11 protein-coding genes, 1 tRNA gene and 1 pseudogene are annotated in these 15003 nt (G+C 42.0%); 11 read left to right on the top strand and 2 right to left on the bottom strand.

Annotated elements, in window-relative coordinates; genetic code table 11:
• Positions 1 to 87: 87 nt before the first annotated feature.
• Positions 88 to 1640, bottom strand: a pseudogene (locus V7783_RS00660) (cryptochrome/photolyase family protein).
• A gap of 113 nt (positions 1641 to 1753) precedes the next feature.
• Here V7783_RS00660 and V7783_RS00655 point away from each other — a divergent pair.
• Positions 1754 to 2566 carry a DUF4124 domain-containing protein gene (locus V7783_RS00655; protein WP_335677087.1) on the top strand — a complete coding sequence of 271 codons (813 nt, stop codon included), beginning with the start codon at positions 1754 to 1756 and terminating at the stop codon, positions 2564 to 2566.
• Between the two features lie 12 nt (positions 2567 to 2578).
• On the opposite strand, the gene V7783_RS00650 is transcribed toward V7783_RS00655, so the two are convergent.
• Complete coding sequence (locus tag V7783_RS00650) at positions 2579 to 3043, bottom strand: globin (RefSeq protein WP_335677086.1); 465 nt, start codon at positions 3041 to 3043, stop codon at positions 2579 to 2581.
• Between the two features lie 302 nt (positions 3044 to 3345).
• On the opposite strand from V7783_RS00650, the gene V7783_RS00645 reads away from it, so the two are divergent.
• The 10 genes from V7783_RS00645 to V7783_RS00600 all read left to right on the top strand — a co-directional run bounded on the left by V7783_RS00645 (position 3346) and on the right by V7783_RS00600 (position 14969).
• A tRNA-Met gene (locus V7783_RS00645) sits at positions 3346 to 3422 on the top strand.
• Positions 3423 to 3738: 316 nt separating this feature from the next.
• Positions 3739 to 4194: a ribosome maturation factor RimP gene (gene rimP / locus V7783_RS00640; protein WP_335677085.1), complete on the top strand. Its 456-nt coding sequence runs from the start codon at positions 3739 to 3741 to the stop codon at positions 4192 to 4194.
• Between the two features lie 38 nt (positions 4195 to 4232).
• On the top strand, positions 4233 to 5732 hold the full coding sequence (gene nusA / locus V7783_RS00635) for a transcription termination factor NusA (RefSeq protein WP_335677084.1): 1500 nt from the start codon (positions 4233 to 4235) through the stop codon (positions 5730 to 5732).
• 25 nt (positions 5733 to 5757) lie between these two features.
• Positions 5758 to 8415, top strand: a complete 2658-nt coding sequence (infB, locus tag V7783_RS00630) for a translation initiation factor IF-2 (RefSeq protein ID WP_064667627.1) — start codon at positions 5758 to 5760, stop codon at positions 8413 to 8415.
• A gap of 110 nt (positions 8416 to 8525) precedes the next feature.
• Complete coding sequence (gene rbfA, locus V7783_RS00625) at positions 8526 to 8972, top strand: 30S ribosome-binding factor RbfA (protein WP_335677083.1); 447 nt, start codon at positions 8526 to 8528, stop codon at positions 8970 to 8972.
• Complete coding sequence (gene truB, locus V7783_RS00620; protein WP_335677082.1) at positions 8956 to 9906, top strand: tRNA pseudouridine(55) synthase TruB; 951 nt, start codon at positions 8956 to 8958, stop codon at positions 9904 to 9906. Before rbfA ends, truB begins: the two co-directional genes overlap by 17 nt.
• Before the next feature lie 108 nt (positions 9907 to 10014).
• Positions 10015 to 10284 (top strand): 30S ribosomal protein S15, encoded by a 270-nt coding sequence (rpsO, locus tag V7783_RS00615; RefSeq protein WP_016707659.1) that lies wholly within the window; start codon positions 10015 to 10017, stop codon positions 10282 to 10284.
• A 346-nt stretch (positions 10285 to 10630) separates the two neighbouring features.
• Complete coding sequence (gene pnp, locus V7783_RS00610) at positions 10631 to 12757, top strand: polyribonucleotide nucleotidyltransferase (RefSeq protein ID WP_335677081.1); 2127 nt, start codon at positions 10631 to 10633, stop codon at positions 12755 to 12757.
• Positions 12758 to 12895: 138 nt separating this feature from the next.
• Entirely contained in the window at positions 12896 to 13774 is an 879-nt protein-coding gene (gene nlpI, locus V7783_RS00605; protein WP_335677080.1) for a lipoprotein NlpI, read from the top strand.
• 52 nt (positions 13775 to 13826) lie between these two features.
• Positions 13827 to 14969: a hypothetical protein gene (locus tag V7783_RS00600; RefSeq protein WP_335677079.1), complete on the top strand. Its 1143-nt coding sequence runs from the start codon at positions 13827 to 13829 to the stop codon at positions 14967 to 14969.
• The last annotated feature ends 34 nt before the right edge of the window (positions 14970 to 15003 follow it).

Genomic DNA, 15003 nt, shown 5'->3' with positions numbered 1-15003 from the left:
CGATATTAGAAAGTAGAGTAGTTACACTATAATGACAAATTAATTAAACATTTATTTAACAATATTACCTATTTTGATACTTAAGTGTTAGAGTTTTTCTATATTATCTAGGCACCACTGCGCTCTATTAAGAATGGCTTGCTGTTGAGCTGTGTCCTGTTTTTGCCAATTTTTATAGACCATACCAATACGGGGATTGTGCGCTAAGCGCGCTTCATGGGTGTGCATAAATTGCCAATATAAGCTGTTAAACGGGCAGGCGGTGGCCTGCGTTTTTTGCTGTACTTTGTAGTGGCAGCTTTTGCAGTAATCACTCATTTTATTTATGTAGTTACCGCTTGCAGCGTATGGTTTTGTGGCGATAAGACCACCATCAGCAAATTGACTCATACCACGAGTGTTGGGCATTTCCACCCATTCAATGGCATCGATGTAAATGCCTAAATACCATTGATCAACATCATTTGGTTGAATACCGGTTAATAAGCAAAAATTACCGGTGATCATTAACCGTTGTATATGATGCGCATAGGCGGTTTCTAAGCTTTGCGTGATAGCCTGCTTCATGCAGTTCATTTTTGTTTTGCCACTCCAAAAATAATCCGGTATTGCGCGGTTAGCATCCAGCTCATTCTTAGTTGCGTAATCAGGCATATTTTGCAAAAAATTCCTCTAACGTACTCTCGCCAACCTAAAATCTGTCTAATAAATCCTTCAACTTGAGCAAGGTTGATCTGATCTTGGCGTGTTGAAAATTCAGCGAGTACTTGCTTAATTACGTGCATTGGATGCAACATTTTAGTGTTCAGCGCAAACGATAATCGACTATGGTATAAGCTCCATTTACTCTCGCTCTGGCAGGTCATCGCATCTTGAAATTGCCCAAAGTAGGGCAGCAGCTGGGTACAGAAGTAATCGAGTAATTGTTTTGCTTGCGCGCGACTGGTTGGCCATAACAAGGTTGCCGAGCAGTCGCCAAAGGTATTTACGTGATGCTTTTTGATGCGTTGTAAAATAGCTTCAATATTATTGGAGAATATTTTTGGTTCTGGGATGGCGGCTAAATCGGTTTTTTTTAATTTGTTACGGTTGTCTTGATCAAAATTCCATTGTCCGCCTTGTGGGGCATTATCTTGCATCAAAATATTAAAGCGCTTACGCATCATGCGATAAAAAAACTCCATTTTCACATGTTTGTCTTTTGTAAAATGGTCGCTGATCTCAGCATAAGGTAATAAAAAATGTTCGCTATCGTAGCCACTGATTATTAAGTTACTGCTTGATTTAAATTGCCGCATTTGTTGCTGCAGACGATATTCATCAGGGTATTGATATTGAATTTGCTGGCATTGATATTGCTCAGCTAAACGGGTTAGCAATGAGCTGAGACAAGCATCGTCTCGGGTATCATCAAGGGTTAAATGAAGGACATTTAATTGGGCTTGTTTGAGTGCAGCGGCAAAGTTCTCCATGGCTGCAAAAAACGCTGCCACTTTTTGTATATGATGTTTTACATAATCAGTTTCTTGTTTTAATTCAGCAATAACATAAAGATATTGTGTTTGATTTGCTTCTTTATACCAACTGTGGCTGGCATTGAGTTGGTCACCAAAAATAAACCGCAGCGTTTTATAGATCATGAATTCTGCCTAAAATAAACCTATACGCACTAAATAGTCGCTTAGATCGCATTTATTAATGCAGATAGCCGTGCTATATAAGTAGCACTACGTAAACAAAGGAATGCCAATCTGTGAGTAAATATCCGTATATCGCTCAAAAACTAAATATTATTTTACCTTGTTGTATTACCCTCTGTTTTATTGCGCCGCTACATGCGAGCGTTTATCAATGTGAAAAAAATGGCGTGGTGGAGTTTAGCCAATTTCCATGTGGTGATGATGCAAAACTTATAACTGTCAAAGAGCAAAACCCAGCCGTGCCCAGTAGTATTGTTACTCACGGGGATATGGATACCACGGAAGTGGATACGTATATTCGCACTAAGCAAATAGATGCGGATATCCAACAGCACCAAGATAAAATAGATACGCTTAGCGAAAAAATGAATGAAGAGATCGCCGGGTTAACGGACCAATCTGATGCGCAACTAAATAATTTATCGGGCGCCAAAAAAGAAACGGCAATCGCGAATCAAATGGCCAGTGTTTCAGAGCGTTATAATGTGTTAATTGAGCGTGAGCAGCGAGATATTGATCGTCTGTCAAAAGAAAGGCTGGCTTTGCAAAGCGTGAAAAGCAGCTCAGAGATTGATGAGCAGTCAACCCAAAGTAAAGATATTGATTCGTTTATTCGCGTGCAAGAAATTAAACGAGATATTGAACAAAGACAATCAAAAATAGATACTTACCAAGCGCAAATGGATAAGCAAATAGCAGTGCTTGAGGCTCAAGCCAGCGAGCAACCGAATAATTTAACGGATGCCACATTTGATAATTCGCTGTCTCGAAAAATGACCGCGTTAACGTCAAAATATGCCACGCTAATCGATGTTGAGCAGCGCCAAATAGACCGTTTATTACAAGAGCTAGCGACTTTGCAATAAGCACTGGGTGTGTTATGAACTCATTTGCTGTTGCACTGACTTATTAATAGCAACAATGTTATTGCTATTAAACAAGTAGCTTTTTACGATGCTTTTAAACATCCTAACGGCATATCTCCAAGCGTTTTCTAACCTTGGCGTAAATTCGCTGCCCAAATGAATTTTTAGTGCTGCGATAAACGCATCGCCCAGTAAATCCACATCCTGACTTGTGAGACCGCTTTTGCTTAACATGTTAGCATGGTGCTGAACGAAAGGTAGGACTGACAATAAGCAGTCTAAGTGGGTGATCGTACGTTCTAATGAACAGTACAATAAATAACTTTTTTCACTTATTTCCTGGCTACTTGGCCATTGCATAGTCAGTGCTTGACGCTTAAGTTGTACATGAAAAGTGACTGTAAAACAGTGAAAGTTGGGTTTTATTATTGCTATGCTCTGCAACAATATTTTTTGATGATGAGCTGATACACCCATAATAAGCCCTCTTAAAAATCTAAACGATGCAGACTGCTGTTGATGCCTAAGTATAGACGCTGGGCTGCAAAGGGTAACTAAATCTAGAAAAAAATGCATTATCTAGGGTCATGACTTCTTTAATCAAATGCGCCTACAGTGGGAGTTCTTGTTAGCTAATTGTACAGGCGAGTAATCTTGCACTTTATAGTCTAGGTATTCTTTACCAGTTTTTGGTTGCTAATTATGCCAAGCCTCTCTATAATAGCCGCCATTGTTTAGCTTAGTTGATTAGCTAAGCAGGTATCTTTGATACCAGTTGGCGCGGGATGGAGCAGCCTGGTAGCTCGTCGGGCTCATAACCCGAAGGTCGTCGGTTCAAATCCGGCTCCCGCAACCAAGTTCTTAAGGCAAGTTAGTCGTTTTTACGATTTTAAGATCTTGTTGCCATACTTATGAGTAGCGATTTTAGTTACTGATTTGAAGTCGCGCATTCTATGTAATGCGCGTTTTGCGTTTAAGCCTTTGGGTTTATTTAGGTGGCGTTAGCTACCCGCAACCAAGCTTGGCCCATGGCCACACAGTTTTATGCTTTAGGTGTGACGCCCCGCTTGGTTCGGGGCGTTGTTGTATCTGCACCACTTGATTTTAAATCAAGGAATAAGCTAAGTATTTTAGGGCTATTAGCCCTTTTTTTGTTTGTATGGAGGATTTTCGTGACAAAACTTGAGCAAGATTTATTAACCATGCTTTCACCGTCAGTTGAGATGTTAGGCTTTGAATTACATGGTCTAGAGTTTGTGCAAGCGGGTCGCCATTCTACGCTTAGGGTCTATATCGATCATGAAGCGGGGATTTCGGTTGATAATTGTGCTGATGCAAGTCGTCAAATAAGCGCGATTTTAGATGTCGAAGACCCAATTACAAATGAATATGATTTGGAAGTATCGTCTCCTGGTGTTGATCGTCTATTATTCAAACAAGATCACTACGAGAAGGCACAAGGAGAGGAAGTACGCGTGCGTACTAAACTTCCACAAGATGGTCGCCGTAATTTTAAAGGCGATTTAGTATCAGTTAGCAGTGATATGATCACACTTTCAAGTGACGGCACTGAACACTTCATCATGCTCAGTAACATTGAACGTGCGAACATAATCGCAAAGTTTTAATTCGAGTGCGAAGGAATAGGGCAAGCGAGGCATAACCCATGGCAAAAGAGATATTATTGGTTGCTGAAGCCGTTTCCAATGAGAAAGCGGTTCCAAAAGAAAAGATTTTCGAAGCGTTAGAGTTCGCATTAGCGACAGCGACTAAGAAAAAACACACGGGTGAAATTGAAGTACGTGTTGCAATTGACCGTAAAACAGGTGACTACGACACTTACCGTCGTTGGCAGATTGCAGAAGTACTTGAAGATGGCTCATTAGAGCACCCATACAGCGAAATTACTTTAGAAGCTGCACAAGTTGATGATCCTGATCTTAAGATTGGTGATTTCATTGAAGAGCAAATCGAGTCAATTAAATTTGACCGTATTACGACGCAAATGGCAAAGCAAGTAATCGTACAGAAAGTACGTGAAGCTGAGCGTGCATTAGTTGTTGAAGCGTATAAAGATCAACAAGGCGAGCTGGTAACCGGTGTTGTTAAAAAAGCAACCCGTGACGCAATCGTACTTGATTTAGGTAACAATGCTGAAGCGGTTATTTACCGTGATGACATGCTGCCACGTGAAAACTTCCGTCCTGGCGACCGTATTCGTGGCTTACTTTACGAAGTAAAACCAGATGCGCGTGGTGCACAGTTATTTGTAACGCGTTCTAAGCCTGAAATGCTGATGGAATTGTTCCGTATTGAGGTGCCAGAAATTGGCGAAGAAATGATTGAATTACGTGCCGCAGCGCGTGATCCAGGCTCGCGTGCTAAAATCGCAGTTAAATCTAACGACAAACGTATCGACCCAATTGGTGCGTGTGTTGGTATGCGTGGTGCACGTGTGCAAGCTGTATCTACCGAGCTCGGTGGTGAGCGTGTTGATATCGTACTTTACGATGACAACCCAGCACAATTTGTTATTAATGCAATGTCTCCAGCTGAAGTTGCGTCAATTGTTATGGATGAAGACACCCATTCAATGGATATCGCTGTTGAAGCAGATAACCTGGCACAAGCCATTGGCCGTAACGGTCAAAACGTACGTCTTGCTAGCCAGTTAACTGGTTGGGAATTGAACGTAATGACTGTTGAAGAGATGCGCACTAAGAACGAAGCGGAATCTGATAAGTTAATTAACTTATTCACAGAAAACTTAGACATCGACGAAGATTTTGCAACGCTACTTATCAATGAAGGTTTCTCGACCCTTGAAGAAGTTGCCTATGTTCCTGCGTCTGAATTCTTAGAAATTGATGGTCTAGATGAAGAAACAGTTGATGTGTTACGTTCACGTGCTAAAGATGCACTAACAACTAAAGCATTGAAGACAGAAGAAAGCCTAGACGGTGCTGAGCCTGCTGAAGACTTATTAGCACTTGAAGGGTTAGAGCGTCACCTTGCGTTTGTTATGGCAAGTAAAGGTGTAGTAACGCTTGAAGATTTAGCTGAGCAAGGTATTGATGAATTAGTCGATATCACAGAAGTTTCTCCTGAAGAAGCTGGTAAGCTCATTATGGCTGCGCGTAACATTTGTTGGTTCGCAGACGAGTAATTTATTAACGGAGGTATTAGAGACTATGGCAGAAGTAAATGTTGAAAAACTAGCCGGGGATATCGGTACAACTGTTGATAAATTGCTTCAACAATTATCGCAAGCCGGTATCACTAAGCAAGCGGGTGATAATGTAACTGAAGCTGAAAAAGCAACGTTACTTGATCACTTAAGCAAGCAACACGGCGGCACAGGCTCAGATGGCCCAGCACGCATGACCTTGCAACGTAAAAGCAAAAGCACACTTAGTGTGACAGGCTCTACGGGTCAAGCAAAGTCAGTACAAGTTGAAGTACGTAAAACACGTACTTACGTGAAGAAAAGTGCTGTTGAGCAAGAACAAGAGCAAGCACGCATTGCAGCTGAAGAAGCCGCACGCCGTGAGCAAGAGCAACAAGCTGCAAAAGAAGCAGCTGAGCTAAAAGCAAAACAAGACGCTGAACGTAAAGCCAAAGAAGAGGCTGACCGTAAAGCGAAAGAAGAAGCTAAACGTAAAGCAGATGCTGAACGTGCAGCAAAACAGAAGCAGATGACTCCAGAACAAAGCGCTAAATCTGAAAAAGACCGCGTTGAAGCTGAGCGTCTGCAAAAAGAAGCAGAAGAGGCCGCATTGAAGAAAGCTGAAGAAGAAGCGAAACGTCAAGCAGAAGAGGCAAGAAAGCTAGCAGAAGAAAATTCAGCTCGCTGGAAGAAAGAAGAAGAAGAACGTAAGAAGCGTGAAGAAACCGCTGATCACCACCTTACGACTTCAACTTACGCACGTGAAGCAGAAGATGTTGCTGATGCCCGTGATGAGCAAGGCGCACGCCGTGCGAAGAAAAAGAAAAAAGCCCCAGCGAAAGAGAAATTCGTTCCTTCAAGAGGCAAGAAAAGCAAGCTAAAAGCACCTGCTTCACTACAACACGGTTTCCAAAAACCAACAGTTGATGTGAAAAACGAAGTGCGTATTAGCGAAACAATTACAGTTGCTGAGCTTGCATCGCGCATGGCTGTGAAAGGCGCTGAAGTTGTAAAAACAATGATGAAAATGGGTGACATGGTTACCATTAACCAAGTGATTGACCAAGAAGCTGCGCAACTTGTTGCAGAAGAAATGGGTCACAAGGTTATCATTGTTAAAGAAAACGAATTAGAGCAAACCGTTCTTAATGACCGCCATGAAGATGGTAAGTCTGAGCCACGTGCGCCAGTAGTGACTGTAATGGGTCACGTTGACCATGGTAAAACGTCAACACTAGATTATATTCGTTCTGCAAAAGTAGCCTCTGGCGAAGCCGGTGGTATTACTCAGCACATTGGTGCTTATCATGTTGATGTTAATGGCAACATGATCACCTTCTTAGATACTCCTGGTCACGCGGCGTTTACGTCAATGCGTGCTCGTGGTGCGAAAGCAACCGATATCGTAATCCTAGTGGTTGCAGCAGATGATGGTGTGATGCCACAAACTAAAGAAGCGGTACAGCATGCGCGTGCAGCTGGCGTTCCTTTAATCATCGCTGTGAACAAAATGGATAAAGAAGGCGTAGACCCAGATCGCGTTAAAAACGAGCTAGCTCAACTAGACGTTATCCCAGAAGAGTGGGGCGGTGATACACAATACGTGCATATTTCAGCTAAAACTGGTTTAGGTATTGATGAGCTGTTAGAAGCTGTATTAATGCAAGCTGAGCTTTTAGAGCTAACTGCACCAAGTGTGGGTATGGCGGCTGGTGTTGTTATTGAATCGCGTCTTGATAAAGGTCGTGGTCCAGTAGCGTCTGTACTTGTACAATCAGGTACGCTTAACCAAGGTGACATCGTATTATGTGGTCTTGAGTATGGCCGTGTTCGTGCAATGCGCGATGAAAACGGTAAAGACATCAAGTCTGCAGGTCCTTCAATTCCGGTTGAAATTTTAGGTCTTTCTGGTATTCCAGCGGCAGGTGATGAAGCAACCGTTGTTAAAGACGAGCGTAAAGCCCGTGAAGTTGCTCTTTATCGTCAAGGTAAGTTCCGCGATGTTAAACTAGCGCGTCAACAAAAAGCGAAGCTTGAAAACATGTTTACTAACATGACTGATGGCGATGTATCAGAAGTTAACGTGGTACTTAAAGCTGACGTACAAGGTTCAATCGAAGCAATCTCTGATTCATTGACTAAACTTTCTACTGACGAAGTTAAAGTGAAGATTGTTGGTTCTGGCGTAGGTGGTATCACAGAAACTGATGCAACACTTGCAGCAGCCTCTAATGCAATCGTCGTTGGCTTTAACGTTCGTGCTGATGCTTCAGCGCGTAAAGTAATTGAGTCTGAAAACTTAGATTTACGTTACTACAGCGTTATCTACAGCTTGATTGACGAAGTTAAGCAAGCTATGTCAGGTATGTTAGCACCTGAGTTTAAACAAGAGATCATTGGTCTTGCTGAAGTACGTGACGTGTTCAAGTCACCTAAGATTGGCGCAATCGCCGGTTGTATGGTTACTGAAGGTGTTGTTAAACGTAGCGCACCAATCCGTGTACTTCGTGATAACGTGGTTATCTATGAAGGTGAACTTGAGTCACTTCGTCGCTTTAAAGACGACGTTGCTGATGTTCGTAACGGCATGGAATGTGGTATCGGCGTTAAGAACTATAACGACGTTCGCGTTGGTGACCAAATCGAAGTATTCGAAACAGTTGAAGTACAACGTACACTTTAATTGTTCGTAAGCTAAGATGATAAATGGGGGCTCAGCCCCCATTTGTGTATTCATTATTTAAATAACTTATTTATATTTCTCAATGAGTTATAAATTTAGAGTAGAGTATAATGAGAGAGTTTTCTCGTACAGATCGTGTTGCTCAGCAAATCCAAAAAGAGATTGCTGTTATTTTGCAACGTGAAATTAAAGATCCACGTTTAGGTATGGTGACAGTCTCGGCTGTTGAAGTATCACGTGATTTATCTTACGCAAAAATCTTTATTACTGTGTTTAACACCCAAGATGAAGATGCTGCAAAGCAAAGCGCTAAAGTATTAAATGAAGCGACAGGTTATATCCGCTCATTACTTGGTAAGCGTATTCGCGCCCGTATTATGCCTGAGCTCAAGTTCGTGGTTGATAATTCACTGATGGAAGGCATGCGTATTTCAAACCTTGTCGACTCTATCATTCGTGAAGACAATGCAAAGCATGTACCTGATGCAGATGAGGTAGATAGCCAAGATCAAACAGATAGCGAAGAAGGCACAAATACAGATGGCAAAGCGCAGTAAAGGCCGCCCAGTTGACGGTATTTTGTTGTTAAACAAAGCAATAGGCATTTCATCAAATAAAGCGTTACAACAAGCTAAAGGCGTGTATTTTGCGCAAAAAGCGGGGCACACTGGCGCGCTTGATCCTTTAGCCACTGGCATGCTGCCAATTTGTTTTGGTGAAGCCACTAAGTTTACCCAGTTTTTACTCGATACTGATAAAACTTATGTGGTACGCGCTAAATTAGGTGAAAGAACAACGACATCAGATTCTGATGGTGAGATTGTTAGCACTAAAGAAGTCAATGTAACGGCTGCGCAACTTAGCGCTGAAATTGCTAAGTTTTTAGGCGAATCAGACCAGTATCCATCAATGTATTCAGCGCTTAAGTATCAAGGTAAACCGTTATATAAATACGCCCGTGAAGGCATTGAAGTTCCTCGCAAGTGCCGAAAAATCAATGTATTTAGTTTAACGCTTGATGAGTTTGACGAAGTGAACAATGAAGTGCAAATGACCGCCCACGTATCAAAAGGGACATACATTCGTACCATCGTTGATGACTTAGGTGAAAACCTAGGCTGTGGCGCGCATGTGATCATGCTGCACCGCAGTGCAGTTGGGCATTACCCTGCTGATAAAATGGTCTCGCTTGAGCAACTTGAAACTTTATTAGCAAAAACCAAAGCAGAAGATATTAGCCCATCGACTTACCTTGATGAGCTGTTACTGCCTATGGATACCGCTTTAGTTGACTTACCTGTGGTTGAAATAAGCAAAGAGCAGGGGATTTCTTTTAGTCATGGGCAGGCTGTGGTGCTTGGTGTAGAACTACCTGAAGGCGCTATTAAAGTGCTGGCAGATGGTGTGTTTATTGGCACTGGCGAAAAAAATGCAGATGGTTATTTGAAGTCAAAGCGCGGCTTATCAAATCAACAAGAAGCAAGCGAGTAAAGTTTCCCTTGTAGTTATTGCCGTAGCTGGTAGAATACGCCCGCTAATCGTTTTGGCTGAATTAGTGATCGGCTAAGACACCTTTTAAATTTTATTTTTGGAGTTACTATGTCACTAAGCAATCAAGAAAAAATCGATATCATCGCAAAATTCGCACGTGCAGAAGGCGACACTGGTTCACCTGAAGTACAAGTTGCACTTTTAACTTTTGATATCAACAAGCTTCAAGGTCACTTTGCTGATCACAAGCATGACTTCCACTCACGTCGTGGTCTGCTTCGTAAAGTAAGCACTCGCCGTAAACTGCTTGATTACCTTAAAGGTAAAGACATTGCACGTTATACTGCGTTAATCCAAGAACTTGGCCTACGTCGCTAAGAACTAGATTTCTTAAAAAGGAGCTTTTTAGCTCCTTTTTTTGTGCCCGAAATACCCCTGCGATTAATAATTAAACTGCTTGAATAATCAAATAAAATCCCCATAACCCAGTACAGTAAAACTAGATAACACAAAGAGTCTAATGCGGTTAGTTTTATCTAAGTCGTGGACTCGCAATTTTGCATTACTTTGTTATATACTATGCGCGTAGATAAAAAGGTTTATCTACGCTTATTCGCATCATTGCCAATTGTAGTACTTAATTGATTTCCAACTGAATACAATTATGTACTGTAATTGGTACTTTGATGACAACTTATTAGAATACATTTAAGGAACATTTTAAGTGCAAGCAATTATTAAAGAATTTCAACTAGGTCAACATACAGTTACCCTAGAAACAGGTGCTATCGCACGTCAAGCTGACGGCGCAGTACTAGCAAGCATTGGCGACACATCAGTATTAGTAACGGTTGTTGGTAAGCGTGAAGCACAACCAGGCCAAGATTTTTTCCCACTTACCGTTAACTACCAAGAGCGTATGTACGCTGCAGGTCGTATCCCTGGTGGTTTCTTAAAGCGTGAAGGTCGTCCTAACGACGGTGAAACACTTATTGCACGTCTTATTGACCGTCCAATTCGTCCACTTTTCCCAAATGGTTTTGTAAACGAAGTACAAGTTATCGCAACGGTTGTTTCTGTTAACCCTGAAATCCAACCTGATATGGTTGCGATGATTGGTACTTCAGCAGCACTTGCTATCTCTGGTATCCCATTCAGTGGCCCAATTGGTGCAGCGCGCGTTGGTTACATCAACGGTGAATACGTACTTAACCCAACACTAAAAGAGCTTGAAGAAAGCCAACTTGATTTAGTTGTTGCTGGTACTGATAACGCAGTACTTATGGTTGAATCAGAAGCTGACGTACTTGCTGAAGACGTAATGCTAGGTGCCGTTGTTTATGGTCATGAGCAATCTCAAGCGATCATCAACGCAATCAACGAATTCAAAGCAGAAGCTGGCAAACCTACATGGGATTGGGCTGCTCCTGAGAAAAACGTTGCTTTAGAAGATAAAGTAGCAGCAATCGCAGCTGGTAAAGTAGGCGAAGCTTACCGAATCACTGATAAAGTGGCTCGTAAAGAAGCACTTGGCGCTGCAAAAGATGAAGTTGTTGCGGTATTAACAGCTGAACTTGCTGAAGGCGAGTCACTAGACAAGCAAGAAGTGGGTAAAGTATTCGGTTCTCTTGAGAAGAAAATCGTTCGTGGCCGCATCACTGCTGGCGAAAAACGTATCGATGGTCGTGAACCAGACATGATCCGTGCACTTGACGTAATGACTGGCGTATTGCCACGTACTCACGGCTCTGCAATCTTTACTCGTGGTGAAACTCAAGCACTTGTAACTGCTACACTTGGTACAGAACGTGATTCACAGTTAATCGACGATTTAACTGGTACACACAAAAACCACTTTATGCTTAACTACAACTTCCCTCCGTTCTGCGTAGGTGAAACAGGTTTTGTAGGTTCTCCTAAGCGTCGTGAAATCGGCCACGGTAACCTAGCTAAGCGTGGTATCCAAGCTGTAATGCCTACATTGACTGAGTTCCCTTACTCAATCCGTGTGGTATCTGAGATCACTGAATCAAACGGTTCATCTTCAATGGCTTCTGTTTGTGGTACTTCACTTGCACTTATGAATGCGGGTGTGCCAATTAAAGCATCTGTTGCAGGTATCGCGATGGGTCTAGTTAAAGAAGACGAAAAATTCGTAGTTCTTTCTGATATCTTAGGTGATGAAGATCACTTAGGTGACATGGACTTTAAAGTAGCCGGTACTGCTGCAGGTATTACTGCACTACAAATGGATATCAAAATTGAAGGTATCACGCAAGAAATCATGCAAATTGCGCTTAAACAAGCAAAAGCTGCACGTTTACACATCCTAGGTGTGATGGACGAAGCGATTTCTGCACCATCTGAAGAGCTTTCAATGTTTGCTCCACGTATCTACACAATGAAGATACCACAGAAGAAAATCGCTGAAGTTATCGGTAAAGGTGGCGCAACTATTCGTCAACTTACTGAAGAGACAGGGACTACGATTGAAATCGGTGATGATGGCACAATCAAAATCGCAGCAACAGACGGTGAAAGCGCAGCAAATGCAATCAGCCGTATTGAGCAATTAACAGCTGAACTTGAAGTAGGTACTATCTACGAAGGTAAAGTGGTACGTATCGTTGATTTCGGTGCATTTGTTAACATTCTTCCTGGTAAAGATGGCCTAGTGCATATCTCTCAGATCAGCACTGAGCGCGTAAATAACGTGACAGATCACCTATCTGAAGGTCAAGAAGTTAAAGTTAAAGTACTAGAAGTAGACCGTCAAGGTCGCGTACGTCTAAGTATCAAAGAAGCAATGGAAGCAGCAGCACCTTCAGCTGACGCGCCAACTGACGCTTAATTGTTGATATTTAATCCAGATATTCTCTGGATAATATAAAAAGGGGCTGTATAGCCTCTTTTTTTATGCTTTAATGAAACCTCTGTGGATAGCACTTGTCTTATCTGTTTGCTACTTATCTTGGTATAAAGGATTTTAATGATACTTAAACACATAGCCTTGGCATCGTTTGCTATTTTGTCTTTAAGCGCCTGTCAATCTACTTCGCAAGCACAACCCTCTGCGATTGTTAATGTGCCTTTCACTGCACCATTGCCTTCTGATTTTCGTAGTGAAATAGCGATAGCTCGTTATTCGGAATTATTGAATCGCGCTGATTTAGCGCCAGATCAACAAGCAAAATTATTTTATGACCGCGGTGTATTATTTGACAGCTTAGGTATGTCTACTTTGGCACGAATCGATTTTAATCGTGCTGTGCAATTAAAACCAGATCTTGCTGAAGTGTATAATTTTCTTGGCATTCACCATACCTTGATGCAGCAATATGAAAAAGCTTATGAATTTTTTGATTCCGCTTTAGAACTCAATGAGCAGCACGAATACGCCTATTTAAATCGTGGTATTGCACTGTATTATGGCGATAGACCAAACCTTGCAGCTGCTGATCTTAAGGAGTTTTTAACTCGTTCACCCAGTGATCCATATCGAGTGTTGTGGCTTTATTTAGCACAAGCGAACGCGGATCCGGTGCAAGCTTTAACTACCTTAAAAGCCAATGCGCAAGGTCTTGACGATAGTCAATGGGCTTATGGCTTAATCTCATTGTTTATTGGCGATATGAGCGAACGTGCCTTTTTAGATAGCATTAGCGAAGGCGTAGCAACTGAACAAGAATATGCACAGCGTCTGTGTGAAGCGTATTTTTACCTCGCGAAAATGTACCAAGCAAAAGGCTTAGATTATCAAGCTGCTGATTTTTTCCGCTTAGCACTTGCCACCAATGTGCATGAGTTTGTGGAATATAAATATGCGCGTTTAGAGCTTGAGTTAATGGCTGGTGAAAACGCTAGTTAAATACCTCATTAGCGTTGCTGTTATACTGATTTTTGGGTGTTTACCAAGCTCAGTGGAACAGCATCGCAACATTGCTTTTTGGCATGCCCAACACAATTCTCACTCTATTGTGGTTAACTATTATCGTTTTGCTGATGAGTTTAATGCGCAATTAAATAGTCTTTCAGATCCCACTTTATACTTATTAGCTTTAAATGCCGTTACAGATGCTCAGTTTGCATGGGCATTGCGCCTATTAAATAATGATCAGCCACGTGCAGCACAGCCGTTTTGGCGTGTCAGTGTCGCTCAGCAAAGTGAACAGAAACGGCGGCAGCTCAGCGCACAGTTACTTCGCCTTGAGCGCTGGGATGATTTAGAGAGCTTAAAAGAGCAACAACGGTTACCTGCCAGTGGTGCTGCTGAGCATTTGAAGTTAAAACGCAGAGTTGCACCGCAGTTTATCGAGCAAGGCTTTGCTAATGATGAAGGGTTTTTATTAGCTTTTTCACAGCTTCAAGCAACGCCTCAATGTCAGTTTAATGTATTGATGATGACAGATCACCGCCAAGGTATTAGCCAACTCAATGCATTTACCCAACGATACCAACAGCAACCACAGCCAGCTCCAGCAAGTTTTTGCTTTAGTAAACCCATTTACTTAGGCAATACAATTGACTGTCAGCAGCAGCCAGACTCTGCGGCTAAATGCGATTGGCAGCCTTTCATAACGCAGCAAAGATGGCCAACAGGCTTTGATTTTATCGTGATGATGACGGCAACAGGGTCAGGTAATGTGCAAGGCGGAATAATGCATTTAAACTCGGCGAGCCATTACGGTTTATTTTTACATGAATTGATGCATTTTAATGGCTTTGAAGATGAGTATGTGTTGCCCCCAGCAAAACAAGCATGGTTATGTGAACAGCGTGGCTTAGTGGCTCCTAATTTGTTTATTGCCAATGGTGTGCCTGCACCTGCTGGCTGGACTTTAAGCGATAGCTGCCAAACGGGAAGTAAAGCTTATAAACCAAGTGCCAAGTGGTCAATTATGCAATATCAAAGGTTGCCACTTTCTGCTCAATATCAGCAGTTATGGCGGCAAAAAATCAGTGAGCCGCACTATCAACCAGTTCGTTTTATTGATTATTTTCAACAAATGGAACCTGCTATGGACTTTATCGACAAAATGCCAAATAAAAATATTGCCGAGTAAAGTTGTGAATAATATGAAATCAGCGTTAAATTAG

The sequence above is a fragment of the Pseudoalteromonas sp. genome (assembly GCF_036960685.1).
Lineage (GTDB): Bacteria > Pseudomonadota > Gammaproteobacteria > Enterobacterales > Alteromonadaceae > Pseudoalteromonas.
Note: the sequence above shows the minus strand (reverse complement) of the source record. Positions and strands in the feature narration are given on the sequence as shown.